General features: G+C 61.0%; 20 protein-coding genes. 16 read left to right on the top strand and 4 right to left on the bottom strand.

The genetic code is table 11. The features are described from left to right. The first annotated feature begins 129 nt into the window (after positions 1–129). From AC0V6X_RS01575 to ahpF, 7 genes are all read left to right on the top strand, one after another. Positions 130–3,405 carry a WD40/YVTN/BNR-like repeat-containing protein gene (locus AC0V6X_RS01575; RefSeq protein ID WP_486182840.1) on the top strand — a complete coding sequence of 1,092 codons (3,276 nt, stop codon included), beginning with the start codon at positions 130–132 and terminating at the stop codon, positions 3,403–3,405. 22 nt (positions 3,406–3,427) lie between these two features. Further along, the gene (locus AC0V6X_RS01570; protein ID WP_486182839.1) at positions 3,428–3,946 is read left to right on the top strand and encodes a PepSY domain-containing protein; all 519 of its coding nucleotides are present in this window, start codon (positions 3,428–3,430) and stop codon (positions 3,944–3,946) included. A gap of 36 nt (positions 3,947–3,982) precedes the next feature. Beyond that, positions 3,983–5,782, top strand: a complete 1,800-nt coding sequence (gene ggt / locus AC0V6X_RS01565) for a gamma-glutamyltransferase (protein ID WP_486182838.1) — start codon at positions 3,983–3,985, stop codon at positions 5,780–5,782. 92 nt (positions 5,783–5,874) lie between these two features. Further along, a complete protein-coding gene (locus AC0V6X_RS01560; RefSeq protein ID WP_486182837.1) occupies positions 5,875–7,104 on the top strand; it encodes a GTP-binding protein in 1,230 nt (409 codons plus the stop codon). A 9-nt stretch (positions 7,105–7,113) separates the two neighbouring features. Beyond that, positions 7,114–8,211: a CobW family GTP-binding protein gene (locus AC0V6X_RS01555; protein WP_486182836.1), complete on the top strand. Its 1,098-nt coding sequence runs from the start codon at positions 7,114–7,116 to the stop codon at positions 8,209–8,211. Between the two features lie 152 nt (positions 8,212–8,363). Continuing rightward, positions 8,364–8,930 carry an alkyl hydroperoxide reductase subunit C gene (gene ahpC, locus AC0V6X_RS01550; protein ID WP_486182835.1) on the top strand — a complete coding sequence of 189 codons (567 nt, stop codon included), beginning with the start codon at positions 8,364–8,366 and terminating at the stop codon, positions 8,928–8,930. A gap of 179 nt (positions 8,931–9,109) precedes the next feature. Beyond that, positions 9,110–10,699, top strand: coding sequence for an alkyl hydroperoxide reductase subunit F (gene ahpF / locus AC0V6X_RS01545; RefSeq protein WP_486182834.1), 1,590 nt, complete (start codon positions 9,110–9,112; stop codon positions 10,697–10,699). 2 nt (positions 10,700–10,701) lie between these two features. On the opposite strand, the gene AC0V6X_RS01540 is transcribed toward ahpF, so the two are convergent. The 3 genes from AC0V6X_RS01540 to AC0V6X_RS01530 all read right to left on the bottom strand — a co-directional run bounded on the left by AC0V6X_RS01540 (position 10,702) and on the right by AC0V6X_RS01530 (position 15,936). Beyond that, positions 10,702–13,269: a M14 family zinc carboxypeptidase gene (locus AC0V6X_RS01540; RefSeq protein ID WP_486182833.1), complete on the bottom strand. Its 2,568-nt coding sequence runs from the start codon at positions 13,267–13,269 to the stop codon at positions 10,702–10,704. Positions 13,270–13,358: 89 nt separating this feature from the next. Then, positions 13,359–14,564 carry a serine hydrolase domain-containing protein gene (locus AC0V6X_RS01535; protein WP_486182832.1) on the bottom strand — a complete coding sequence of 402 codons (1,206 nt, stop codon included), beginning with the start codon at positions 14,562–14,564 and terminating at the stop codon, positions 13,359–13,361. A gap of 157 nt (positions 14,565–14,721) precedes the next feature. After that, positions 14,722–15,936: a PQQ-dependent sugar dehydrogenase gene (locus tag AC0V6X_RS01530; RefSeq protein ID WP_486182831.1), complete on the bottom strand. Its 1,215-nt coding sequence runs from the start codon at positions 15,934–15,936 to the stop codon at positions 14,722–14,724. Positions 15,937–16,067: 131 nt separating this feature from the next. On the opposite strand from AC0V6X_RS01530, the gene AC0V6X_RS01525 reads away from it, so the two are divergent. Further along, the gene (locus AC0V6X_RS01525; RefSeq protein WP_486182830.1) at positions 16,068–16,502 is read left to right on the top strand and encodes a hypothetical protein; all 435 of its coding nucleotides are present in this window, start codon (positions 16,068–16,070) and stop codon (positions 16,500–16,502) included. A gap of 20 nt (positions 16,503–16,522) precedes the next feature. Here the strand turns inward: AC0V6X_RS01525 and AC0V6X_RS01520 are convergent, their stop codons facing one another. Beyond that, positions 16,523–17,053: a LuxR C-terminal-related transcriptional regulator gene (locus AC0V6X_RS01520; protein ID WP_486182829.1), complete on the bottom strand. Its 531-nt coding sequence runs from the start codon at positions 17,051–17,053 to the stop codon at positions 16,523–16,525. A 512-nt stretch (positions 17,054–17,565) separates the two neighbouring features. On the opposite strand from AC0V6X_RS01520, the gene AC0V6X_RS01515 reads away from it, so the two are divergent. Genes AC0V6X_RS01515 through AC0V6X_RS01480 form a run of 8 tightly spaced genes read left to right on the top strand, consistent with a single transcriptional unit; the run spans position 17,566 to position 26,034 of the window. Then, the gene (locus AC0V6X_RS01515; protein WP_486182828.1) at positions 17,566–17,898 is read left to right on the top strand and encodes a hypothetical protein; all 333 of its coding nucleotides are present in this window, start codon (positions 17,566–17,568) and stop codon (positions 17,896–17,898) included. Beyond that, positions 17,898–18,509, top strand: coding sequence for a Pvc16 family protein (locus AC0V6X_RS01510; protein WP_486182827.1), 612 nt, complete (start codon positions 17,898–17,900; stop codon positions 18,507–18,509). The genes AC0V6X_RS01515 and AC0V6X_RS01510 overlap by 1 nt, the downstream gene beginning before the upstream one ends. Further along, complete coding sequence (locus AC0V6X_RS01505) at positions 18,506–19,468, top strand: hypothetical protein (protein WP_486182826.1); 963 nt, start codon at positions 18,506–18,508, stop codon at positions 19,466–19,468. The genes AC0V6X_RS01510 and AC0V6X_RS01505 overlap by 4 nt, the downstream gene beginning before the upstream one ends. Positions 19,469–19,485: 17 nt before the next feature. After that, positions 19,486–21,345, top strand: coding sequence for a phage tail sheath subtilisin-like domain-containing protein (locus tag AC0V6X_RS01500; RefSeq protein WP_486182825.1), 1,860 nt, complete (start codon positions 19,486–19,488; stop codon positions 21,343–21,345). Positions 21,346–21,357: 12 nt separating this feature from the next. After that, complete coding sequence (locus AC0V6X_RS01495) at positions 21,358–21,807, top strand: phage tail protein (RefSeq protein WP_486182824.1); 450 nt, start codon at positions 21,358–21,360, stop codon at positions 21,805–21,807. A 5-nt stretch (positions 21,808–21,812) separates the two neighbouring features. Then, on the top strand, positions 21,813–24,605 hold the full coding sequence (locus AC0V6X_RS01490; protein WP_486182823.1) for a phage tail sheath C-terminal domain-containing protein: 2,793 nt from the start codon (positions 21,813–21,815) through the stop codon (positions 24,603–24,605). Next, entirely contained in the window at positions 24,605–25,102 is a 498-nt protein-coding gene (locus AC0V6X_RS01485; RefSeq protein WP_486182822.1) for a phage tail protein, read from the top strand. The genes AC0V6X_RS01490 and AC0V6X_RS01485 overlap by 1 nt, the downstream gene beginning before the upstream one ends. Next, positions 25,099–26,034 (top strand): CIS tube protein, encoded by a 936-nt coding sequence (locus AC0V6X_RS01480; RefSeq protein ID WP_486182821.1) that lies wholly within the window; start codon positions 25,099–25,101, stop codon positions 26,032–26,034. The genes AC0V6X_RS01485 and AC0V6X_RS01480 overlap by 4 nt, the downstream gene beginning before the upstream one ends. Positions 26,035–26,040: the final 6 nt, after the last annotated feature.

Genomic DNA, 26,040 nt, shown 5'->3' with positions numbered 1-26,040 from the left:
GCCAAAGTGCTGCCATAGAACCCGCATCCCATGCCGGTGGTCGACCGCAGTGAGTCGTTCATCGGCTTGAGTTTGCGGTCCGGCCGGTACGGCGGAACCGTGGCGTCCTTTCCAGAACGGGGCTGAGAAATGAGAATCGCAAATATCTTCATCACGCTGCTGGCTGTCTTTGGCCTGAGCACGGTCGCCATCGCTCAGAATGACGATGGAGATGACAAACCGGCGCTTTCCAGCGGCACTTTCTCGGCCTTTGAGCTGCGCGGCATTGGCCCGGCTTTCATGTCCGGGCGCATTGCCGACATTGCGATTGATCAGGACGACCCCGCAACCTGGTATGTCGCGGTTGGCTCTGGCGGCGTGTGGAAGACGCATAATGCCGGCACGACTTGGACCTCATTGTTCGACGGTCAAGGCTCCTACTCCATCGGCGCGCTTGGCGTTGATCCGTCTGACCCCAGCCGCATCTGGGTCGGCACGGGTGAGAACCATGGCGGGCGTCACTTGGGCTATGGCGACGGCATCTACCTGTCGGAAGATGGCGGCAAGACCTGGGTGAACAAGGGCCTCGGCGACTCCGAGCGGATCGGAAAGATCATCGTCCACCCCGAAGATTCGAACACCGTCTGGGTGGCTGCGCAAGGCCCGATCTGGAACGGCGGCGGAGAACGCGGCGTCTACAAGACCACCGATGGCGGAGAGACTTGGGAGCTCGTGCTCGGCAGCGACAACGAGTACACCGGCGCGGGCGACATGATGATCGACCCGAGCAATCCGGATCGGCTCTATGTTGCCATGTGGCAGCGTCACCGCACCGTTGCTGCCTATGTTGGCGGCGGTCCGAACACCGGCATCTGGCGCTCCGAAGATGGCGGCGAGACCTGGACTGAGCTGAAGACCGGTCTGCCAAGCGGCAATATGGGCAAGATCGGCATTGCGATCTCTCCCATGCAGCCGGACGTTGTCTATGCGGCGATTGAGACCGACCGGCGCGAAGGCGGCGTGTGGCGCTCTGCCGACCGCGGATCGAGCTGGACGAAGATGTCCGACGAAGTCAGCGGCGGCACCGGCCCGCACTATTATCAAGAGCTCTATGCGAGCCCGCACCATTTCGACCGGATCTATCTGGTCTCCAACACCAGCCAGATTTCCTATGATGGCGGCAAGACGTTCAACGATCTCAACAACAATCTGAAGCACGTTGACGACCACGCCATCGCCTTCCACCCGACCGATCCCGATTACATCCTGTTCGGCTCTGACGGCGGCCTGTATGAAAGCTGGGACCACACCGCGACCTGGCGCTTCATCGACAACCTGCCGATCACGCAGTTCTACAAGGTAGCGGTCGACGATGCGGAGCCGTTTTACAACGTCTATGGCGGGACGCAGGATAACAACTCGCAAGGTGGCCCTTCGCGCACTGATAACCGTCAGGGCATTCGCAATGACGATTGGTTCGTGACGCTTGGCGGCGACGGACACCAATCCGCGACCGAGCCGGGCAATCCCAACATCATTTACGCCCAGTCGCAGCAGGGTAACTTGGCGCGCATCGACCGGATCACCGGCGAAGTTGTGCGCATTCAGCCGCAGCCTGCTCCGGGTGACGACATTCCGCGCTTCAACTGGGATGCACCGATCTGGGTCAGCCAGCACGAGCCGACCCGCCTCTACTTTGCCTCGCAGCGCCTGTGGCGTTCGGACAATCGCGGCGACAGCTGGACGCCGATCTCTGGCGACCTCAGCCGCAACGAAAACCGCATGCAGCTGCCGGTCCAGGGCCGTCAGTGGAGCTGGGATGCGGGCTGGGACATCTATGCGATGTCGCAATACAACACGATTACCTCAATCGGAGAGTCTCCGTTTGACGAGAATGTGCTTTACGTTGGCACCGACGATGGCCTGATCCAAGTCACCGAAGATGGCGGAGCCTCATGGCGCCGGGTCGAAGTCGGCTCGCTTCCGGGCGTTCCTAACCGCGCTTTCGTCAACGATATCCGCGCTGATCTGCACGATCCCAACACAGTCTATGTCGCGCTCGACAATCACAAATATGGCGACTTCAAGCCTTATCTGCTGAAGAGCACCGACAAAGGCCGCACCTGGCGTTCGATCACCGGCGACCTGCCTGACCGTCACCTTGTCTGGCGCGTCGTGCAGGATCACGTAAACCCGAACCTGCTGTTCTCGGCCACCGAGTTTGCGTTGTTCTTCACGCTGGATGGCGGGCGCAAATGGGTCAAACTGTCGGGCGATGCGCCGACCATCGCTTTCCGCGATGTGACGATCCAGCGGCGCGAGGACGATCTGGTCGCAGCGAGCTTTGGCCGCGGTTTCTTCATCGTCGACGACATCTCACCTCTGCGCGAACTGACCGAGGCAAGCCTGTCGCAACAGGCGATGCTGTTCCCTGGCCGTGATGCGCTGTGGTATATCGAGAAGCCGGAACTCGCTTTCTCGCGCGGCGGGTCGCAGGGCAATGGCTATTACATGGCCCCTAACCCTGACTTTGGCGCCAACTTCACCTACTACCTCGCCGACGACATCCAGTCGCTCGAACAGCAGCGTCAGGAGCGGGAGCGTCCGATTGTGGAGGCAGGCGGCGATACGCCCTTCCCCAGCTTTGAATCTCTCACAGCCGAGCTGCAAGAGGACAAGCCGACGATCTGGCTGACGGTGCGCGATACGGACGGCAATGTCGTCCGCCGCATTCAAGGCCCGGCGAAGAAAGGCTTCCACCGCGTCAACTGGAACCTGCGCTATCCCGACACCTCCATTGCCCGCCCAGCACGCGGCGACAATGAACCCTCGGGTTTCCTCGTGGCTCCCGGTGAATACACGGTCGATCTGTCGAGCCGAGTGCGCGGTCGCACCACGCAGCTTGTCGGTCCGCAGCCCTTCACCGTGAAGCCGCTGCGCAGTGAAAGCGCTCTGCCTGCTCAACCCGATGTCCACGAATTCTGGGCTGAGGTGACGAGCTTTGGCCGCCAGGTGAACGCCACCGCGCAGACGCTGGGTGAGGCTCAGGAGAAGGTGAACCTGCTCGAAATCGCCGTTCAGCGCACGCCGGGCGGTGATCCGCAGACCTTCGATGACCGCCTCGCCAGCATCAAGGCTGAGGTTTACGCTCTGGACGAATTGCTCAACGGCAATGCGGCCCGCAACGCGATCTATGAACGCACGCAGCCAACCGTTCGCAGCCGTCTTGGCCGGGTCTATTTCGGCATGTTCGGATCAACTTACGGCCCGACGCAAACGCATCGTGAGCAGCTTGCCTATGCCAAGGCAGACTTCGATGCGATCAAAGCGCGGATGCGGACTTTGACCGAGCAGACGATCCCGGCCTTTGAGGCAGAGCTGACAGCAGCAGGGGCGCCTTACGTGCCTGGCGCGCAGTTGCCATAAGCGCCCAAGAACCGGATATGGGATGAACTGGAAAAAGCTGTTTCGGCAGGTCCATTATTGGCTCTCGCTCGCAGTCTTTGTGCCCGCCGCGATTATGTTCGTGGCGGGCGGTTTCCTTATGCTCAAAAAGGAAGTCGAGTGGATCCAGCCGGCGACCATGAGCGGCGCGGTTGAGAACCAGCTGCCCGAAGCCAGCCTTGAACAAATGCTCAACGCCGCACGCGCCCACCCGCAAGCCGGCATTCAAGAGTGGGCTGACATCGACCGCATCGACCTGCGCGTCGACAAAGGCATCGCCAAATTCCGCAGCCTCACCGGATGGGAAGTGCAAGTCGACACCAAGACCGCCGAAGTCCTCCAAGTCGCCTATCGCCGCTCTGACCTGATCGAGACGATCCATGACGGGTCGTTCTTTGCCGATTGGGTCAAGCTCTATATCTTCCTGCCAACCGGCATCCTGCTCATCATCATGTGGGGAACCGGAGGCTATCTGTTTCTGTTACCTCGTATAGCGAAAGCGCGAAAGAAGCGGGCAAAGTAGCTCATCAAAAGCGCGCCACTTTCAAGGAGACCTTCCATGCGGTTTGCAATTCTTAGCGGCTTTTCAGCCCTTGCCATGGCGGCAACGCCAGTCGTGGCTCAGGATGCCGAACCGATGGAGGAAGCTCGCCCGGTTGAGCAGCAAATCGGCGGAGGCGGTCGTCCAGTGGGGGCAAACTGGTCGCGCAGCCCGGTCTACGCGCAGAACGGCATGGCCGCGACCGCGCATCCGCTCGCCACGCAAATCGCGCTGGGCGTGCTGCGTGACGGTGGCTCCGCAGTGGACGCAGCGATTGCTGCCAATGCAGCGCTCGGCCTGATGGAGCCGACCGGCAACGGCATTGGCGGCGACATCTTTGCGATCATCTATGATCCGGAAACGGACAAGCTTTACGGCCTCAACGGTTCGGGCCGCTCGCCCAGCGGGCAAACGTTGGAGGATGTGCTGGAGGAGCTGGACGGAGCCACCTCGCTTCCTCCCGTCGGCCACTTGCCCGTCACCATCCCCGGCACCGTCGATGGCTGGTTCGCGATGCACGACCGCTTTGGCAAATTGCCGATGAGCGACGTGCTTGCCCCGACCGTGCGCTATGCCCGCGAAGGTCACCCGGTCGCCCCGGTGATTGCGATGTACTACCAGCGCTCGCTCGCCGCTTACACCCGCCGGCTTGAGAGTTATTCGTTCGAGTTCGATAATGCCCGCGCGACCTATTTCCCAGACGGAACCGCGCCTGAAGCAGGCGACCTCTTCAAAAACCCTGACCTCGCCAATACGCTTGAAACAATCGGGCGGGACGGGCGCGATGCGTTTTATGAAGGCGCTCTGGCGCAAGTGATGGTCGACTACCTCCAGCGGCAGGGCTCCGCCTACACGCTTGAGGATTTCGCGGCGCACACATCGGAGTGGGTCGATCCGGCCTGTGCAGAATATCGCGACGGCTATGAGATGTGCCAGCTGCCACCCAACACGCAGGGTTTCGCCGCGCTGCAAATGGTCAACATCCTGAAAAATGTCGATCTTGCGCAGTGGGAGCGGGGCAGCCCCGAAGTCCTCCACTACATCACCGAAGCCAAGCGCCTGGCCTATGCCGATGTCGCGCGCTTCTACGCCGATCCGGACTTCGCGCCCTTCCCTGAAGAGCTGCTCACCGACGAATATGGCGCGCAGCGTTTCGCGCTGATCGATCCAGCGCGCGCGACGCCGGAGTTTGGTCCCGGAGAGCCAAAGCTCGAAGGCGAAGGTGACACGACCTACCTCACCGTTGTCGATGGCAACGGGATGATGGTCAGCCTGATCCAGTCCAATTATCGCGGCATGGGCGGCGGGTTGGTCCCTGACGGTCTGGGTTTCATGTTCCAGGATCGCGGGGAGCTCTTCAGCCTCGATCCCGAGCATCCCAATGCTTACGAGCCCGGCAAGCGCCCGTTCCACACGATCATCCCCGCTTTCGTCAAAAAGGATGGTGAGCCCTTCATGACGCTGGGCCTGATGGGTGGCGGGATGCAGCCGCAGGGCCATGTCCAGATCCTGATCAACATGGTCGATTATGGCATGAACATTCAGGAAGCGGGCGATGCGGCACGGCTCAACCATGATGGTGGCCCCCAGCCAACCGAAGGATTGGGCACCCACGCCGACCCGCTCGGCACGCTGAATGTTGAGCCGGGTATCTCGGACGAGACCATCGCAGCGCTTCGGGAGATGGGTCACAATGTCCGCGTCGTTTCCAACGGCATCATGTTCGGCGGCTACCAGGCAATCATGCGTGACCCGGAAACCGGCGTCCTTGCCGGCGCGACCGAGATGCGCAAGGACGGCCAAGCCAGCGGGTATTGAGCCGCGGCAGTTATTGTTGCGGGCAGGTTGAATCCACTCGCCCTGCCCACAAAATGTGATAGTGTAACATCCTCCCAACTGGAGCGCTTGGAATGCTGCCCGAAGAAAAACGCCTGCCCGTCACCGTCCTTTCCGGCTTTCTGGGCGCGGGCAAGACGACCTTGCTCAACCACATCCTCTCCAACCGCGAAGGCAGGCGCGTTGCGGTGATCGTCAACGATATGTCGGAGGTGAATATCGACGCCGACCTCGTGCGCGGGGGCGAGGCGGCTCTGTCACGCTCGGAAGAAACGCTGGTCGAGATGAGCAATGGCTGCATTTGCTGCACCTTGCGCGATGACTTGCTGAAAGAGGTCCGCACGCTCGCCGAGGATGGCCGGTTCGACTATCTCGTGATCGAGAGCACCGGTATCTCCGAGCCGCTTCCCGTGGCTGCCACCTTCTCCTTCCGCGATGAGGATGGCGCGAGTTTGGGCGATGTTTCCACAATCGACACGATGGTGACGGTAGTGGACGCAGTGAACCTGCTGGCTGACTATTCGAGCGACGATCTGCTCGCCCATCGCGGAGAAACAGCGGGCGAGGACGACAATCGCAGTCTGGTCGCGCTGCTGGTTGAGCAGATCGAATTTGCCGACGTCGTGATCGTCAACAAGGCGAGCGAAGTCAGCGAAGAGCAGTTGGCCGTAGTCAAGAAAGTCGTCGCCTCGCTCAACGCCGATGCCAAGATCATCACGTCCGACTATTCCAGGGTTGAGCTCGATCAGGTGATGGGCACAGGGCTCTACGACGAAGAAGCCTCCGAACAGCACCCGCTGTGGATGAAGGAGCTCTACGACTTTGCCAGCCATCGCCCCGAAAGCGAGGAATATGGCGTCGAAAGCTTCGTCTACCGCGCCAAGAAGCCGTTCGATCCGGCGAAATTCTACGCCTTCCTGACTGGAGAGGCGCTGGACAAGGTCATCCGCTCGAAAGGGCATTTCTGGCTTGCGACGCGCCCCGACTGGCTCGGCGATCTGGCGATTGCCGGGCGGCAGAAAAGCGTCAGTCGGATGGGCAAATGGTGGGCAGCGGTGCCCAAGAACCAATGGCCCGACAATGGCACGTTTGAGGAATTCGTGATCCAAAACTGGGAGCAACCCTGGGGCGACCGGCGTCAGGAGCTGGTCTTTATCGGGATCGACATGAATGAGGCGGCAATCCGCGCCGCGCTCGACGCGTGCCTGATCGATGCCGACAGCTTCACGCCTGAGGCTTGGGCGGATATGGAAGACCCCTTCCCCGTCTGGGGTGAGCCGCAACCCGCACCTGAACCCGCATAAGCGAGCCTGATGACCAAACCCGCCAACACTATCCCCGTCACTTTGCTGACCGGCTTTCTGGGCGCGGGCAAGACGACCTTGCTCAACCGCCTGATCCGCGATCCGGCGATGGCGGACACGCTCGTCATCATCAACGAGTTTGGATCGGTCGGCCTCGACCATGACCTTATCGCCCGCAGCAATGAAGACGACACCGTGGTCGAGATGTCGAGCGGCTGCCTGTGCTGCACGATCAAGGGCGACCTGCAAAAGACGCTGAAAGACGCACCTTGGCGCTATGCGCGCGAAGGCAAGCGCTGGTTTGAGCGGGTGATTATCGAGACCACCGGCCTCGCCGACCCCGCCCCCATCATCCACACGGTTATGAGCGATGGCGACCTGATCTCGACCTATCGCCTGGCCGAAGTGGTGACTTTGGTCGATGCCGTGAACGGCGATGCGACGCTGGATGCGCAGCCTGAGGCGGGCAAGCAGGTGGCGGTTGCCGACACGCTGCTGATCAGCAAGACCGACATAGCGGACAAGGCCAAGGTCGATGCGCTCACCGCCCGCTTGCGCGCGCTGAACCCCGCCGCGGAAATCCGCTCCACGGCCGAGCATGAGGCTAACCCGCTGGCGCTGTTCAACGGGGCGGACTTCAATCCGGAACTGAAGAGCGAAGATGTGATCGCGTGGCTCAAGCAGGAGGCTCACGAAGGCCACCACCATCATCATCACGACCATGACCACGACCACCACCACCACGACATCAACCGTCACGACGACCGCATCACTTCTATCAGCCTGACCTTGGACGAGCCGCTGCCCGCCAGTGTGTTCGATCAGTGGTTCGGGCTGCTCTCTCAGCTGGCGGGCGTGAACATGCTGCGGGTCAAGGGTCTCATCCATATTGCCGAAATGGAGACCCCGTTGGTCATCCACGGCGTCCAGCATGTCTGGCACCCACCCGCTGTCATGCCTGAATGGCCAAGCGAAGACCGCCGCTCACGCATCGTCTTCATTCTGCGCGACATGGGTGAGAGCACTTTACGCGACGCGCTCGACTTTGTGATGCAGCGCTATGAAGCCGCCAAGATCGAAGGCGATGCCGGTTTAATCGGCAATTGACGCTACGACATAGGGCTTCCCCCTGATTGATCGGAAAAAGCGATTTGTGCAATCGCAACAATGCATCGTTGTGCGACGCAACAAATACTGCACTTCGCGCGTTGCTTGCCTATCTGACACCCGAATTCTCAAACACTAGGAGTGACTAAACCATGGGCATTATCGGCTCGACCATCAAACCGTTCACCGCCACCGCATTCAAGGCTGGCGAAGATTTCTACAACGTCACTGAAAAGGACATTGAAGGCAAGTGGGCCGTGTTCTTCTTCTACCCGGCTGACTTCACCTTCGTCTGCCCGACCGAGCTGGAAGACCTGGGCGAGAAGTACGAGATGCTCCAGTCGATGGGCGTAGAAGTGTTCGCCGTGTCGACCGACACCCACTTCAGCCACAAGGCATGGCACGACACCTCCGACAAGATCGGCAAGCTGACCTTCCCGTTCCTGGGCGACCAGAACCACGTCCTGACCAACAACTTTGGCGTGCTGCGTGAAGGCGTTGGCCTTGCCGACCGCGCGACCTTCGTGGTCGATCCGGACGGCGTCATCCAGATCATGGAAATCACCTGCGAAGGCGTTGGCCGCAACGCAAACGAACTGACCCGCAAGATCAAGGCCGCTCAATATGTGCGCGCCAATCCCGGTCAGGTCTGCCCGGCAGCATGGGAAGAGGGCGCAGACACCCTCGCCCCGTCGCTTGATCTGGTTGGCAAGATCTAAACCCTTCCCTCCAGAGGCAGCGCAGCCCCTCTCCCTCTCCCCCCGCTGCGCTGCCTCAACCCACCCGAGCGAACACCTCGGGCGCGCAGATGGGCCGGAACGTCTCTCACCACGTGAGGAGACATTTCGGCCCACACTGCCCTTTAAAGACCACACAATTTGCGATTCTGGAGACCATAATGCTCGACGCGAACATGCAGGCACAGCTCAAGCAATATCTCGCCAATCTGCGCGAGCCGGTGGAGCTTGTCGCCTCGCTTGATGACAGTGAGACCTCGGCCAAGACGCGCGAGCTGCTGACCGAGATCGCCGAGCTGCACGACATGGTCACGGCCTCTTTCGACGGTACGCATGATCGCACGCCCAGCTTCATCATCCGGCGTGGGTCTGACGCGACCAAGTGGGTCCGCTTTGCCGGCCTGCCAATGGGTCACGAATTCACCTCTCTGGTGCTCGCCCTGCTGTGGGCCGGTGGTCACCCGCCCAAGGTTGACGCCGATCTGATCGAGCAGATCCGCGCGCTGGAAGGCGACTATGATTTCGAGATGTTCTTCTCGCTCACCTGTCACAACTGCCCCGACGTGGTGCAGGCGCTGACCCTGATGGCGCTGGAGAACCCGCACATCACCGCCACTCTAATCGAAGGCGGCACCTTCCAGGACGAAGTCGAGGCGCGCGACATTCTCGCCGTGCCCTCGACCTTCCTCAACGGCGATCTGTTCTACAACGGCAAGATGGAGCTGGCCGAAATCCTCTCCAAGCTCGACAGCGGCGCTGACGCCAAGGCGGCGGAGAAGCTCTCTGCCAAGGATCCGTTCGAAGTCCTCATCATCGGCGGCGGTCCGGCGGGCGTCGCCAGCGGCATCTACACCGCGCGCAAAGGCTTCCGCACCGGCATCGCGGCCGAGCGTTTTGGCGGGCAGTTGCAAGACACGCTGGGGATCGAGAACCTGCCGGGGACGAGCTACACCGAAGGGCCGAAGCTGTCCGACAGCCTGAAAGCGCAGGCCACTGAGAACACCATCGACCTGATGGACTTGACCCGCGCAACCGAGCTTGTGCCAGCCAGCGAAGCAGGCGGGATGCACACGGTCACTATGGCCAATGGCGCTGTTCTCAAGAGCCGCTCGCTGATCCTCTCAACCGGCGCGCGCTGGCGCAATCTGGGCGTTCCGGGCGAAGCCGAATATCGCAACAAGGGCGTGGCTTACTGCCCCCACTGCGACGGCCCGCTGTTCAAGGGCAAGCCCATCGCGGTCATCGGCGGCGGCAATTCCGGCGTCGAAGCGGCCATCGACCTCGCCAAGATCGTCGGCCACGTCACTCTGATCGAATTCGACACCAAGCTGCGCGCCGACGAAGTGCTGCAAGCCAAGCTGCGCTCGATGCCCAATGTCGAAATCATCCTCAACGCAGAGACGACCGAGATCACCGGCGATGGCTCACGCTGCAACGGCTTGGTCCTGAAAGACCGCGCGTCGGGTGAGGAACGCACAATCGCGCTGGAAGGCGTGTTCGTGCAAATTGGCCTTGTGCCCAACACCGAATGGCTGGCTGGCACCGGCATTGAGCTTTCCAAATATGGCGAGATCATCGTCGACGAGCATGGCGCGACCAACCTGCCGGGCATTTACGCCGCAGGGGACGCGACCACAGTTCCGGACAAGCAGATCGTCGTCGCCATGGGCGAAGGCGCGAAGGCAGGTCTGGGCGCGTTCGACTACCTCATCCGCAACGAACCGGCTGAGGACGTGGCAGAGGCGGCCTAAGCCTACTCCTCTTCGTCCGAGTAATCACCCCTCGGGCGGTCGATCAGATCGGCGAAGAAGATCGCGTTCATCAGCAGCTTCTCGGTGCCCGGATAGGTCCCTCGGAAGACGGGATTGTCGGCCATCAAGATAACCGCGCCGCGTCCCATCCGCTCGGCAACGACAGAAGGCGTGCCTGCGATCTCCTCCAGCCGCCGCTCTGACGCGTAGCCCGACAGCAGCGGGTCTGAGGTATACTCGACCGGCACGGCGTAAGGGTTTTCCTCCGGCCGCGTCAGGGTGAAGCTGACATTGCGGTGCACCGGCAGGTCGCGATTGGCAAAGCCAAAGCCCAGCGGGTGTGAGGTGTCCAGATCCGCCGCGAAGATCGCCCCGCCGATCACATGCTCGGCATCGCGAATACCCATATCCTCAAAATTGAGTCGCTCAGGAGCGCTCTCTTCCTCGCCTTCATCCTCTTCCGGCTGACGGCCCAGCACAGCTTGCTCGGCCCAGCGCGCGCCTTGCCGCGTGGCAATCAGAGTGCCGCCACCACGGATCCATGTCTGCAAGCCCCCGGTCAGGCGCTCGCTCAACCCCGAATTGCCGCCGACCAGTACGAGGTGGGTGTAATTGTCCCAATCAAGGCCGCCCAGATCATCCTTGTGCACCAGCGTGATCGGCATGCGGTGCTGGTGGTCGAGCGTCCACCACACCTCACCCGCATCATAGCGCGAAATGCCACCGTCAAAGGCCAACACGACGCGCGGCGCGGTGAGCGTGCGGAAGATGTTGGTCGCGCCCAGATCGCGCCCCGTGACAGGCGTCAGGCCAGAGGTAGCCGCATAGACCGGCACACCGTCTTCGGCAGCGATGGTCGTCATGATGCGGTGGATCGCCTCTGGGTCGGATTTCTGGCGAGCGAGCGGCACAAAGATCGCGCCTCTGCCCAAAGTCACCTGACCCGAAAGCGTGTTGACCACCGTGCCCTCAGTAGCCGCGCGGGCCATCAGCCCGGCAGACAGCACGCGGTTGAGGGCGCGCGGCGCATAGGTGTGCGACCAGTCAAAGACATAGCCATAGGGTGCCTCTCCCGGCGCAGCGGCACTCTGGAAGTCTCCGGTCGCCGCTGATCCCGACGGAGCGCGGCTGACGGATGAATATTCAAGGTCATAGGTCAGCGGCATCGTCCAGCCGGAGACATCGTAAAAGACCTCCTCCTCAAACTCAGTGACGCGTTCAAAGATGCCGCGGATCATGCGGTTGTTGGTCTGCGCCAGCGGCACAAAATAGCTGTTGCCTGCGGGGTAAGTCCGGCCATCTGCGGACAGGTTGGAGGAGAGCGCGCGCACTTCGATATCGTGCATATTCAAGAGCCGCACAAAGCGCCGCGCGCGTTCGGGATCGCCGTCTGCTGTGAAGACATATCCGCCTCCGCCCGAGGCAAAGCGTGAATTCTCCGCAAAGAAATCGCGCTGATACTGAGTGATCTCTGAGCGCAGATCGAGCGAGCCCTGGATCGTTGTCAGCGCAGTGCGGAACTGGGTGCGGGTGTTGTCGGCATTGGTCACTAACCCACGCTCGGTCATCACCGCGCCGCCGCCAGAATTGCCCGCCTCAAACAGGATGCCGAGCGAGCCGTTGATCTGCGGGTAGGTCGAGCCCTTGCCGATGTAGAAATTGTCGAAGCGCTCTTCCGTGGTGTAGAGCCGCGCCTCGCTGTCGAGGAAGGCGGCGTGCCGCTCTCCGATCCCTTGCGTCAACTCACGCGCGCGCAGAGGAATCAGCGGATTGCGGCGGTTCTCTTCACCGGGGTGGAAGTAATAGGGGCTGGCCGATCCCATCTCGTGATAGTCGGCAGAGACCATCGGCTTCCACTCATGCCACTTGGCGATCCAGGCCTGCGCCTCAGGCTGGGTCAGCAACAGCCACTGACGGTTGAGGTCGAACCAATAGTGATTGGTCCGCGCCTCTACCCACAGATTGTGGGCTTCATCATTGGGGTCGGTGTTGTCGGCATAGCCTCCGAATTTCTCGGTGTGATCGATCCGGCGGGCATGGCCATCGGGGTTGTAAACCACAGTGAAGATCATCACCGCATTGTCGAGCTGCGCGCCGACATCGGCCTCACTCGCCGCGGCAAAGTGGTAGAGCAGCGGGATCGCGGCATCCATCGAAGACGTCTCCGACCCGTGCACACCGAAATTGATCCACAGCACCATGGGTGCCGCATCCGCAGCGGCGCGGCCCTCGAGCCGGGCAAGGTGGGTCTGGCGAATGCCTTCAAGGTTTGCGTGATTGGCCGCGCTGGTGACGGTGAAGGTCAGGATCGGGCGGCGTTCATGCGAGTAGCCAATCGTCTCAACCGTGATCCTGTCAGAACTGGCTGCAATCCCGCGCAAGTATGTGAGCATGTCATCAAAGCGGACGGTTTTCTCGCCGATCTCGTAGGGGATTACGTCTTCGAAGAAGGGCACACTTTCGTCGTAAGTGACGCCATCGACTTGAAAGTACTCGACCGTTTCAGCGGCAGCGGGTGCGGAGGTGAGAACGAAAGCGGCAGAAAAAGCAGCAAGAAAGCGGCGCAGCATGGCGGCTCCTGGAGAGAGGTGGGAATCGTCTATGCGCAAGGGCTTAGACCAGCCTCGTCCCCAATTCCACTGCCAGACGAAAACGTGCTTTACTTGCGGTTCGCCAGACAGGTGTAGAACGCATCGCGCACCATCTTCTCGCGCGGGTCATCCCATTTGCCAGTGCCAAGCTGATTGGTGATCCAGGCATAGGATACGCTGTCATGGGGATCGCAAAAGGCGAGGCTGCCGCCAACTGCAAAGCTGCCAAAAGCGCTGCGTGTGCGGGCGAACTCCCAGCCGCTGAAGGGTTTCTCGAAACCGTAGGAGTAATACATGTCCTCGGTCAGGATTTTGTCTTTGAGGCCCTTGGCGGGATGTGGGTGGCCTTGGCAGAGTTTCGCCATCACTTCCGGCGTCACGCCCAATTGCTCCGCGCCCATGGCAAAGGCGCTGTAGAGCGTGGCGAGCCCGCGGGCTGACGCCATGCCGCCAGCCGCGCCCTGCCCGACCTTCCAAAACTCTTCGGTATCAAGCGCTCCGGGTCCGGCGAGAACCAGCGGGTTGTTGAGGGTGCGGAATTGGAGCGTGCCGGGAATGCACATTGCCAGCGTGAGCGCCCAGGGCATGGTGGTGTGGTGAAGGAACAGGTCTGCCATCCCAAACCCTGCGATCCGCGCAATGCGGTTGCGGTCAAAGCTTTCGGGCAGGCCGACAAAGACGTCAGCGCCCACGGCCTGCGCGATTTCCTCTGCAAAGAATTGCGGCAGGCGGCGGCATCCGGGATCGGTGCGGAAGATCAGCTCGCTGGCGATCCAGCCGAGCGTATAGGCGTGATTGCCTGAATGATCGCCCGGCCTCCAATTGGGTTTCTGAGCCGCAATCGCTGCGCAGATCGCGGGCTCATCCCCGAGATTTTCGAGCGTCAATTTGTAGTCGATCGCGGCAAGGCCGGCTTGCTCTGACAAGGCCTGACCCACTGTCACCTCACCTTTGCCGTGGGCGGCGAATTCGGGCCAGATATCGGCCACCCTATCCTCATAGGCGAACAGTCCGCGCGACACCGCGACAGCGGCCGCCATGCCGGTCAGCCCCTTGGTCAGCGAATAGACCAGAGCAATGTCATCGGCTTTCCAAGCCGCATCGCGTGCCGCGTTCTTCCACCCACCAAAAAGGTCAATGACGACCTCCCCCCGGTGCATGATAGTGCAGGCAGCTCCCAGAGCAGTCCCGGACCGGATCGATGCTTCGAATGCGTGAGCAACCGGCTTGAAACCCGGTGCGACATATCCTTCGACCAACGCATCGTCAGGCACGCCTTGTGCCCTTTGCCCAAAAGGCATGTCACTTCGTGATGGCATGATTTGCGACCCCCAAGGGCGCTTACCAAGCGAGTAAACGCCCAACAGTCAAGGGGTTAGTCAATATTGGTTAATTTGAAGTAGACGCCGAACTTATACTGTGCAGCGCAACTTAACTCGCGGGAGTGCTTTGAGGTCGAACCCGCAATATCCGGCTTGCTGCATCAGGCTCTTCGGTGAGCAGGTAGAGATAGCCATCCGGCCCGGTGCGAACATCGCGAAACCGCACGCCCAATTCTTCGAACAGCTCGGCTTGCTCACCCAAAGACCCATCGGCGGTCATGTCGATATGCCGCACATGCTGAAGCGCGAGGGCGGAGAGAAACAGGTCGCCTTGCCAATCGGGAAAGGCCTCCCCTGCATATTGCGCGAAGCCTGATGGCGCGATGGAAGGGGTGAAGTGGACCAGCGACTGCTCGGTCCCGTCCAGCGCCTCATAGGGAGAGACGCGCCCGCCTGAGTAATCGAGCGCATAGGTCACGGTGGGCCAGCCGTAATTGAGACCCGGCTTGATATGGTTCACTTCGTCCCCGCCCGCCGGACCATGCTCATTCGCCAGCACGCGGCCATCGCTAGCAAGAAGGATCCCTTGCGGGTTGCGATGCCCATAGGACCAGATTTCCGGCAGAGCGCCCTCTTCGCTGACAAAGGGATTGTCCGCAGGCACCGTGCCATCGTCACTGAGCCGGACGATCTTGCCAAAGTGGTTGTCGAGCTTTTGCGTTTCCTCGCGGAAGTGGAAGGCTTCTCCCGTGGTCAGCAGCAAAGTGCCATCAGGCTGGAACACCATCCGCCCGCCATAATGGTTGCCCTGAACCCGCGCAGGCGTGGCTGTGAAAAGCTGCCGCGCGTCGGACAGGGCGCCGTCCGCATAGGTAAAGCGCGCCAGGATCAGCGTGTTTTCGTCCGCGCTCACCTTTCCCGCATAGGCGATGAATATCTGGCCGTTCTCCGCGAAATTCGGGTGGAGCACGACGTCGAACACGCCCGCTTGCATCCCATCGCCAAAGTGGACGGGCGGCAAGTCTCCACCAAGTGCGCTGTTGTCGTTGAAGTCGTGGACCTGCGTCTTGGAACCATCCGCTCCGATCAGCAGCAGAGCACCGGTCCGCTGTGTCACCAGCATCTCACCTTCAGGCAGGAAGGCGAGCGACCAAGGTTGGTCCAGCCCCTCTACCACCGTGTCGAGCGTGTAATTGATCGGCCCCGCATCCACACGCCCTGCGAGCACGCTGGTCTTCTCGCCAACATCCGAAGCGCCCTGATTGGAGCACGCCGTCACCATCAGGCCAATCGCAAGGGCGGCTGTCATCGGGAGGCGTCGCATCGTGTTTCCTTCGAGAATGTACGTTCGCCCCACCTATCAGATTGCGGCAGCCGTTTGTCCACTCTTGCCCGGACATGCTTGACCCGCTTGCCCAAACCCCGCCATGCTCGCAGCTGTCCAAGGAGATATCCATGCTGCGCTTTGCCCTTTCGATTGCCGCTCTGCTTGTCGCTGCTGTCGCGACCTATGTGCTGGCAGTGATCCTCAACGCGCAATTCGTGATCGCGGGACATGGCGTTCCGGTGAGCATCGGCGACCGGCTCAACATGACCGCCTTCGATGTGTCGAATATGGGGCTCTATCTGGCGATCATCGCGGTCGCTTTGCTGATCGGATTTCTGATCGCGGCTTTGGTCAAGAAGCTGCTGCCTGCTCTTTCGCGCTTTGCCTATCCGGTCGCAGGGGCCGCTGCCATCGGCGTCACCTTGGGGCTGATGTATATGATCTTCCAGACCGTCCCGATCAGCGGAGCGCGTTCGGCCGCTGGCTTTGCCTCGCAAGTGCTTGCCGGAGGGATTGGGGGGTGGATTTTTGCTAAGGTCCTAGGACTAGCGAAACCGGTTTAGACAGTGCTGCGCCAAGCCTGCTAGACAACCAGGCCGATAGAGGTCCGGCGCGGCATGTTGAGCTTTTCAAGGATCATGTGAACGTGGTTCTTCACCGTCGCTGGGCTGATGCCGAGCTCGTTGGCGATCTCCTTGTTCGACAGGCCGCGCTTGACCAAAGTCGCCACCTCTCGCTCGCGCTGGGTCAGGCAATTGTTGGTCTGGACCTGCGCGTTGTCGATCAGAGCCGCCATGTGCCGGATCAGACGGGCGGTAAGAGTGGGACTGCACACCGCTTCTCCGCGTGCGGCTTTCTCGATCGCACCGCTTAAATCCTCGATGCTTTCCTCGCGCCCGACAAAGCAGGCGATCCCGACCTCAGCGCAGCGCAGGGCGTCTGCCTGCCCGTCAATGCCAAAGCCAACAACGGTGAGCGCCGGATCGCGGTGCAGCAAGGGTCGCACAGCGTCGAGCGTTGCGCGGCGGCTGACATCAAGCACCAGAATGTCGGGAGCAGTCTCTTCAAGAGCCGCCAAAGCCTCTTTTGAGGAAAGCGAACCGGCAACATCCACCTTGCCAATTCGCCGTAATCCTCCAGCGAGGCCCTCTCTATAAAGAAGTACATCACTGACTATAAGGCAAGTAGGAAGAGCACCTCTTCTTACCTTACCGTTAGTCTTCGAAACTAAATTGGACATGACCCCACCTCTCCCGACATGACATCGGAATAGCCAAACAAGAAAGCGCGACGACGATTATTTGATTTGATGTCTTGTAACATATCCGATTCGGTTCAGACAGATTGTAGGAATGCGTCGAAGTTCGTTTTGGCCGGTTCATCCAGACCATAAGCATCGATCCAACAGTCCGGGACAAACGGTCTAGACCGTTGTCTCTTTGCGCCCGGAATCAAAGGGTTTGCCGTTGGCTATGCCGCGGTGCGGGGTCTCGATCGGCGTGCGTTCGCCGGCTCAAAAGCGCGATGATCTGGACCATCAAATAGGCCATTATTTCACCGTTGGGTTCATGCGCGCCGCCGAAAACGCATCGAATATGGGGCTATGTCCTATGAAGTGACCCTCCCTTGAAGCGCATCCGAGTCGTCCTCGGCGCGGTGCCAAAGATGATCGATTCGATCATTCGCGATGTCCTTCGCGATGCCCCCGATATTGAGATTGTGACGGCTAACGAAGCTGACGACTTGGACGAGTATGACGTCCTGTTGCTCAACGCGCTTGAGGAAGAGGCGTCGGCCAGCGGCTACAATTCGCCCAGCCCATCGCACGGCATCGTGATGGTCGGGCATGAAGGGCGCAAAGCCGCCGTCTTCCGCCGGATCAATGACGAGCTCAGCCTTGAAAGCACCGCGCATATGGCGCTCGAACAGGCGATCACACTTGCGGCGGGGCGCAGCTGATGGCGCATTACAGAGCCATCGCCGCGACCAGCGCTGCGCTTAAAGCGCTGATAGAGGAACGCTATCCGCGCACGGAATTCAACACTCTTCTGGTCGATGATTACCAATTCACCGACGATGGCTCTCCACACCGTACGCAAGAAGGCTTCTCGGTCCTTCTATGGCGGGTGACGATCAATAAGGAGCTGCGCGCAAGGCCTCCGCGTGAGGATGTTTTCGGACAAGTCTTCCGCCCCTCGCTCCCGCTCGACCTGCATTACATGGTGATCCCATGGGCCACTTCGGTCGAGCGCCAGCACCGGATGCTGGGCTGGGTGATGCGGATGTTCGCCGATGTTGGCCACATCTCACCCGCAATGCTCAACGCAAATCTGGCGGAGGATGATATCTTCCCGGTGACAGAGGACGTGGAGCTGGTCGCCGACCCTCTCCCGCTCGCCGATCACCTGACCTTGTGGGAGCGGATGAAGCGCCATCCCTTCTACGCCAGCTACCAGCTGCGCATGGTGCTGATCGATAGCGACATCGCGATGAGCGAGAACCCGCCGGTTGTTGAACGCGAGTTTGAGTATGGCGCGATGACCCCGCCAGATCGGAGCGGCGCGTCATGAGCCTCCTGGTCAATCCCGACAAATATCGGATGCGCAGCGTTGGCGCGCTGCGCTTTGTCGATGCGAGCAATCTGGCGACGGTGGTCTCCGGCTTGGACGTGCGCATGATCGACCAGGCGCATCCGGCCAACACACATGTACTAAGCCCGCGCGGCAAGGGCTTCTGGGTTCCGGGTTCTGTGAAAGGTGTCGACACTTTCCTCCCACCCTTGGCGCTGAAGACGATTGGCGAACGTGATCCGGTTGACCCGGCCACTATCGGTCAATTCCCCGCCGAATGGACCGGTCAGGCCCGCGATTTCGAAGTGCAAGTGAGCGACACGCTGGGGCGTTATCTACCTGCGCGTTTCGACTTCACTATGCCTGAGCCGACCCAGCGTCTGTGGTCGGTTTGGGGCTCGCCCGCACCCGCAGATATCCCAACTCTGTTGCTGCCAGGGGAAACAGAGGCGGACTACATCCCGCTCTTCAACCGCACGGGTCGCAGCTACGAAGTGCCCATCGCCCGCGTCGCCGCGCATATTGCGACGCGCAAGGCCGATGGGAAGGACCATGCTGCGTCCTGGGCGCTTTTGAGCGTGCGATTGCAAGGCAACGTCATTGGCCTCGGCCTCGCCGACGCGAATGGCAATGCCGAAGTTGCCTTTCCCTACCCCGCCCTTCCCGATTTCGCTTCGCCTGCCGCAGCCGCTGCGGGACGTGACAAAGTGTCCTGGCAGGTCACTGTGGCAGTGCATTACGGCGCGCTGGCAACTGAAAAGTCGAGCACGGGCGAAGACCTGCCGCCCAAATTCGACGCGATCCTTGGGCAGCTTTCCGGCACGACCAAGGCGCTTCGCAAACTCGGAAACACAACCGCATTCCCCGCCACCGATCTGGTGCTGGGAGAGAGGCTGATCCTGCGCACGCTGGACGCCTCGGACCAACCGCAATCCAGCCTCTTCCTTGAGGCGAGCTGAGCAAAGGAGGCAAGACCATGCCTGAATATCTGGCCCCGGGCGTATTCGTGGAAGAGGTTTCATACCGCGCGAAATCCATCGAAGGCGTAAGCACAACCACCACCGGCTTTGTTGGCCCAACGCGGTACGGCCCGACCAACCTAGAGCCTGAGATCATCACCTCTCTGGTCGAGTTTGAGCGCGTCTATGGCAGCCGCGAACAGCTGAGCTTTGAAGATCTGAGCGGCGGGTCCGTCGACAATTACATGTGGAACGCCGCCCGAGCGTTTTTTCAAGAAGGCGGCAAGCGACTCTATGTCTCAAGAGTATTCAATTCAGCGAGCGATTCTGATGATGGGCGTGCAGCCCGCAGTACGGCAGAGCACGGGCTGAATTACTCCGCCCGCTTCCCCGGACAAGCAGGCAATGGCCGCCTGTCGTTCCAGTTCAATCTTGGCCCCAATCGCTTCATCCACAATCAAGGCGAGCAGGAAGTCAAAGGCATTTCGAACGGCGATGTCGTCTACATTGCGGGCGATAACGTCGACGACGGCTTCTACACCGCCGCGTGGAATGCGATTTCTGAAAGCTACACTTTCGAAGGCGCCAGCGATGTTGAACTAGGCGATGATGCGGTCTTCACCTCCGAGGCCAGCATTCGGCGACTCACCGTGTCGGTGCTGTTCCAAGCGGTGTCGAGCGACATCCCCACCTTTGCTTTGGCAGACCTGCCGCTCGACCCAGCCCATCTGAGCAATGGCCGACCGGATAGTCTGCTGGCCGTGTTTGCGCAGGATTTGCCCAATGCAGGTGATGCGCGGCGAACACCGATCGTTATCACCCCAACTGCAGCGAACCGCACGGGTCTGGAGATCGCAAACAACTTCATCAGCGCCAGTCCGTTTGACCCCACCACGACGACCGTTGTCTATCTGGAAAATCTCCTCAGCGACGAAAGCACGCCGGACCAACTGACAGTCACATTTGAGCTTGAAGGTGGCAATGACGGCAATCGGCCAGAGGCCACCGACTATGAAGGCGAAGGTGCTGACACCGCCAATGCGGCAACGGGTCTGAAAGCGTTTGAGGACCTTGAAGACATCTCAATCGTCGCAGCGCCCGGATCGACCACTGACGCGACAATTGGCCAATCGGTCAGCAACCTGCTGATCAGCCACGCACAAAGGATGCGTTATCGCATCGCGGTGCTGGACAGCATCAAGGGTCAGTCGATCTCTGATGTGCGCGGCTATCGCGCCAAGTTCGACAGCAAATATGCCGCTTTCTACTACCCCTGGGTCAAGACCATCGACCCTGTGACCGGGTTGGAGAATGTCTATCCGCCTTCCGGCTTTGTCGCTGGCATCTACGCCCGCAACGATGTCGAACGAGCGGTCTACAAGGCTCCAGCGAACGAGGTCGTGAACCTGGCGCTGGGCTTCGAGAAGACCGTCAACACCGGCCAGCAGGAAGTCTTGAACCCGGAAGGCATCAACTGCTTCCGCTTCTTCGAAGGGCGCGGCAACCGGTTGTGGGGCGCGCGCTGTGCGACCAGCGATCCGGAGTGGAAATACGTCAATCTGCGGCGCTATTTCGCCTATCTCGAACGCTCCATCGACAAGGGCACGCAATGGGCCGTGTTCGAACCCAATGGCGAGCGGCTGTGGGCCAATGTGCGCACCACGATCGAGGATTTCCTTCTGAACGAATTCCAGAACGGAGCCTTACTGGGTGAGCGTCCCGAGCACGCATATTTCGTCAAATGCGACCGTTCGACGATGACGCAGAACGACATCGATAACGGCAGGCTCGTCTGCCAGATCGGCGTCGCCGCTCTCAAACCCGCAGAATTTGTCATCTTCCGCATCGGCCAATGGACGGCCGACAGCAAAGCCTGAGGAGAATAGATCATGGCAGTCCTCAAACAGCGGCCCGTCAACCAGTTCAACTTCCTAGTCGATGTCGGTGCCGGCACCGACGGAGTGGATGCGGGCTTTCAGGAAGTCAGCGGCATGGGCATGGAAGTGGCCATCGCCGAATATCGCAACGGCAACCGCAAGGAAAACTCGGTCATCAAGGTGAACGGGTTGGTGAAGGCCACCGACGTGACGCTGAAACGCGGCGTGATCGGCTCGCTCTCGCTCTACAAATGGCTCGACGCGATCCGCAACGGCGCAACCGATGCAAGCCGCACGGTCAAGATCCAGCTGCAAAGCGAGGATCACTCCGAAACGATCATGACCTGGAAGCTGATCGAAGCGCGGATCATGAAGCACACCAGCGGGCCGTTAAACGCCAAGGGCACCGATGTGGCGATGGAGGAACTTGTCCTCGCCTACGAACGGCTGGAGATGGAATAAGCGCGATGGGCCTGCGCTCTCGCCTTCCCGGTATCCGCGTGGATACCAGCCTGCCGGCGCCGCCGGGCACGGGCTTCCCGCGCATGGATGTGGCGGTGTTCGTCGGCATCGCAGAGCGCGGGCCCTGCCACCGCCCGGTGCGGATCGAGTCCGTTGCCGCGTTCGAAGCGGTGTTTGGTGGGACCACCGAGCTAGCCTTCGACGAAAACAGCGGGACGACGCTCACCGCCAATCTCGCGCCATCGGTGCGCGCCTTCTTCTCCAATGGCGGCGAAGAGTGCTGGGTGATCCGGGTCGCATGGACAGGCGAGCTGGTGGAGGCTTGGGGAGCTTCGGCCAGCGTCACACCGGCGCAGACCCAGCATTTCACGCTCAGCGGGATGCTCGGCGTTCATGGCATCGCTGCCAATGGGCGAGGCGAAACCGTGGCTGCCAATATTGCTGCATCCTCGCACGGGGCATGGGCAGATGGGCTGGCGCTCAGTGCCCGCGTCCTCAAAGCGCCTGTCTCCATCACGGCGCTTCGCAAGCACAAATGGGGTGTGCGCTTTTCCACCCGCGCGCGGCTTGCCCAAGGCGATCTGCTGGAGCTGCGCGAAGAGGGCACCGGCATCCTTCGCTACGTCAAGATCATTGAACGCGACGGATCGGATTACTGGGCCGCGTGGTGCAACTCCTTCCGGCCCATCTCAGAAACAAGCCCACCCAAGAATGGCTTTGCCCATCTGCCCGGACGCCGCGTTCGGGTCCGAGCGCAATTCTTCGAAGGGGCTGAAAGCCGGGTGGTGCTCGACGCCGAAGCCAGTGAACTAGTTCCAGGCACTTGGGTAAAGATCACCCATTCAGGCTCGACTTATTGGCTGCGCGCTGACCGGGTGCAGGGCAGGCAAGCGTTTGGGCCTGCATGGCGGCAGGGCCGATCGCGGCTCGGCAACGCAAGCACATTCACCGCGACACATGTGACCCTCGACCTGCGCAGCGAGCTGGGCTCGCTCACGCGGATCGACGGGCGCATCGGTCTGACACCTGAAGCGGCCAACTCGCTCTACGACTTCGTAAGCGACGACGCGCATTATGCCGATGAAGACCGGCGTGAAGGGATCAGCCGTCCACTGTTTGCGCTGCCTGCTGCAACGGGCGCCGAGGTTGACGCGTTCCGCGTTGCCCATGCCCCGGACCAGAGCGATAGTGACCTCGCCGCCACCTTCGTCGCGGAAACCGCTGCAACCAAACAGCGCCTGATCTTCAGCGAGGCATTTCTGCCGCTCGGCCTTGATGCAAGCTTCCGGCCTGTCAGCGTCCCCTTGGCAATGGAGGCAGAGGAACCGCTTGAGCAATCAGGCCTTGTCCCCTTCGACCATCGCCTGTTCATCGACCCTGCTTTCGCCGGCATGGCAACCCAGAACATCGACCGGCACGCGATCCAGCGGCACGATCTGGATGAGCAAGAACTGTTCGGCATCCACGCCGCCTACGACATTCCGGGCGAGAGCGTGGGCGAGGCCTCCATCCTCGCCGTGCCTGACGCGGTGCAGCCGGGATGGGTGCTAGCTGAAGACAGTGCGGACTTGCCTGAGCCTGATGCCGGAGCGCTCGCCCCGCCCAATTGGCGCGATCACACCGGCCCTTGCCCGGTCGATACGGATGAAGAGCTGAGCGCGCCGGACTATGCCGGGTTCCTCGACAGTGATGTCGTGGTCCTCGCGACGCCGACGCTGGGCCCGGCTGGATCAGAGATTGTCGATGATCGCATCCGGCTCACCTTTTCCTCATCCGATACAGACGTAGAATTCGTGCTCGAGGAAGCGGCGCGCCACGACTTTGCCGACGCAGCGGAAATCTATCGCGGGACCGACAGCGAGCTGATCCTGACAGGCCGCACTGACGGCATCTACTATTACCGCCTGCGCACTCAGAGGGCTGAGAACATCTCGCCCTTTGCCGCCAAAGTGGTGGTGCTGCGCGCCACCAACTTTGTCGCCGCTGAGATCGATACGGCGGCGACGCTGCGTATCCATATCGCCATGCTGCGGCTGGCCGCGGGCTCCGCTGCAATGACCGCCTTGTTGAGCCTGCCGCGCGGCTTCAAGGCGAATGAGGCTCAGGACTATGCCCTCGACTTGGTCACGCCGGGTGTGGGCGACATGGCGCTCAATGATCGCGAGGCGCGCAGCCTTTCCTATGGAGCCTTGTTCCACCCCTGGATCGCCGGAGGCGCGCAGGACGCGCTGATCACTCTGCCGCCCGAAGGCGCGGTCGCGGGGCATATGGCCACAATCGCGCGCGAACGCGGCGCATGGATCGCGCCTGCCAATCGCGATTTTGCCAATGCGCTGGGCCTCTACCCTGCCATCGCTCGCGAAGACTGGCTGGACAGCGACAATGCCCGCATCAATCTCGTCCTGCCGCGCCCCGATGGCTTTTTCGCTCATGCCGCACGCAGCCTTTCAGGCGAGGCCGATTGGCAGCAGGTCAATGTACGGCGGCTGTTTATCTTCCTGCGGCGGCTTTTGCTGATTGTTGGCGAACGCTTCCTGTTTGAGCCGAACGGGCCGACTGTGCGCCGCTCTATAGAGCGCACCCTATCCAACCATTTCGACCTGTTGCAACGCCAAGGCGCGTTCTCCGGTGAAGTCTCGCGCGACAGCTATTTCATCCGCCTGCGCAGCACGCGGGGTGATCGCGACAATGGCCGCATCCTTGCCGACATTGGCATCGCGCCCTCCCATCCGATGGAGTTCATCGAGGTCGCGCTGGTCCAGCAAGGTGAGCGGCTGACATTGGAGGAGGCGGCCTGATGGCAATCGAAGACCGCCCCTGGAACACGTTCAACTTCCTCGTGGAGATCATCCCGCAAGGCGAGAGTAAGCCTTTGTGCGACGCCTCTTTTGCCGAGTGCGACGGGCTCGACATGACGATGGATGTGCAGACCATCCGATCAGGCGGCGCGAATGATCGGACTTGGCGTGTGCCGGCGGTCATCAACTACGCCAATCTGACGCTCAAACGCGGGATGACGGGCAATATGGAGCTGTGGAAGTGGTTCCGCAGCTCAATCGAGAACCCGTTCCTGCGCGCCGATGCAGAGGTCGTGATGCTGGGTGATGACGGCAAGAAAGAGCTCGCCCGTTTCCGCCTCTCCCGCTGTCTGCCGATCAAGCTGAAAGCGCCCGCACTCAATGCCAAGGATGGGGCGATTGCGGTCGAGGAATTCCAGCTCGCCTACGACAAGTTTGAATTGGTCGAAGAGCCATCGCAGGATCAAGCATCAAATGCTGCGGGAGCGGCGGCATGACCGAGAAAACACTCGCCAAAGCCAAGCTGAAAGAGCTCAAGGATGACCTCGTAACCCCAAAAGAAGGCGGCCATCAGGTAGAAGTTCAGTTCAACCCCGAAACGCTCAAACTCGCCTTTGCAAACGAGGTTCAACAACCGCAAGGGGGCGATCAGGAAAGCGGCACTTCGGGCCAGCAATTTGTCGGCGCGGGCAGTACCACTCTGACCGTCACCCTTTGGTTCGACGTCACCGCGATGGAGACCGATCCGGTCAATGACGTGCGGCGCCTGACTGAAAAGGTGCTCTTCTTCATGACCCCTCGCGCAGCGGAGAGCGATGCCACCCGCCTCGTCCCGCCGGGCGTGCAATTTCATTGGGGCGATCTGATTTTCGACGGGCTGATCACCTCGGTTGAGGAGAATCTCGAATTCTTCTCCTCCGAAGGCCGCCCGTTGCGCGCCAATCTGGCGCTGGGTTTCACGCAGCAGAAGATCCTCGTCAAAGGCTACGACAAAGACGGCGGCAAGGTCTCGCTTCCCGGCACCAAACCGCGCGAGCAGGCCAAGCAAGGCGACAGCGTCCAGAAGATGGCCGACCAGAAGGGCAAAGGCGGCAAATGGCAGGGCATTGCGCAGGCCAATGGCATCGCTGACCCGCTGCGGATGAAGCCCGGCAAGCTCGTCGATCTGAACGCCAAGCTGCCCAAAGCGCCCAAAGTCAAACTGCCAAAAGTGGGCGCAGCAATTGGTCTGGGAGCGGGTGTCTCGCTCGGCCCTGGGGGCGCAAGCGCGGCTCTGGGCACTTCGGCCAATGCAGCGCTTGGCCTGCCCGGAACCGGCTCTGGCACAGGCCTAGGCGCGACCCTCTCGGCAAATGCTGGATCGCAGGCACCCAAGGTTGCTCTGCCAAGCCTCATCCCCCCGCCTTTGCCCAAGCTGAAGATCGAATAGGAGCCG

Source organism: Erythrobacter sp. S267, assembly GCF_057365045.1.
This window is presented reverse-complemented; position numbering and strand designations above follow the sequence as displayed.

Excerpts from the sequence above, each read along its gene's own strand:
- AC0V6X_RS01575 (WP_486182840.1), top strand. The coding sequence starts at position 130 with ATGAGAATCGCAAATATCTTCATCACGCTGCTGGCTGTCTTTGGCCTG.
- AC0V6X_RS01570 (WP_486182839.1), top strand. The coding sequence starts at position 3,428 with ATGAACTGGAAAAAGCTGTTTCGGCAGGTCCATTATTGGCTCTCGCTC.
- ggt (WP_486182838.1), top strand. The coding sequence starts at position 3,983 with ATGCGGTTTGCAATTCTTAGCGGCTTTTCAGCCCTTGCCATGGCGGCA.
- AC0V6X_RS01560 (WP_486182837.1), top strand. The coding sequence starts at position 5,875 with ATGCTGCCCGAAGAAAAACGCCTGCCCGTCACCGTCCTTTCCGGCTTT.
- AC0V6X_RS01555 (WP_486182836.1), top strand. The coding sequence starts at position 7,114 with ATGACCAAACCCGCCAACACTATCCCCGTCACTTTGCTGACCGGCTTT.
- ahpC (WP_486182835.1), top strand. The coding sequence starts at position 8,364 with ATGGGCATTATCGGCTCGACCATCAAACCGTTCACCGCCACCGCATTC.
- ahpF (WP_486182834.1), top strand. The coding sequence starts at position 9,110 with ATGCTCGACGCGAACATGCAGGCACAGCTCAAGCAATATCTCGCCAAT.
- AC0V6X_RS01540 (WP_486182833.1), bottom strand. The coding sequence starts at position 13,269 with ATGCTGCGCCGCTTTCTTGCTGCTTTTTCTGCCGCTTTCGTTCTCACC.
- AC0V6X_RS01530 (WP_486182831.1), bottom strand. The coding sequence starts at position 15,936 with ATGCGACGCCTCCCGATGACAGCCGCCCTTGCGATTGGCCTGATGGTG.
- AC0V6X_RS01525 (WP_486182830.1), top strand. The coding sequence starts at position 16,068 with ATGCTGCGCTTTGCCCTTTCGATTGCCGCTCTGCTTGTCGCTGCTGTC.
- AC0V6X_RS01510 (WP_486182827.1), top strand. The coding sequence starts at position 17,898 with ATGGCGCATTACAGAGCCATCGCCGCGACCAGCGCTGCGCTTAAAGCG.
- AC0V6X_RS01505 (WP_486182826.1), top strand. The coding sequence starts at position 18,506 with ATGAGCCTCCTGGTCAATCCCGACAAATATCGGATGCGCAGCGTTGGC.
- AC0V6X_RS01500 (WP_486182825.1), top strand. The coding sequence starts at position 19,486 with ATGCCTGAATATCTGGCCCCGGGCGTATTCGTGGAAGAGGTTTCATAC.
- AC0V6X_RS01495 (WP_486182824.1), top strand. The coding sequence starts at position 21,358 with ATGGCAGTCCTCAAACAGCGGCCCGTCAACCAGTTCAACTTCCTAGTC.
- AC0V6X_RS01490 (WP_486182823.1), top strand. The coding sequence starts at position 21,813 with ATGGGCCTGCGCTCTCGCCTTCCCGGTATCCGCGTGGATACCAGCCTG.
- AC0V6X_RS01485 (WP_486182822.1), top strand. The coding sequence starts at position 24,605 with ATGGCAATCGAAGACCGCCCCTGGAACACGTTCAACTTCCTCGTGGAG.
- AC0V6X_RS01480 (WP_486182821.1), top strand. The coding sequence starts at position 25,099 with ATGACCGAGAAAACACTCGCCAAAGCCAAGCTGAAAGAGCTCAAGGAT.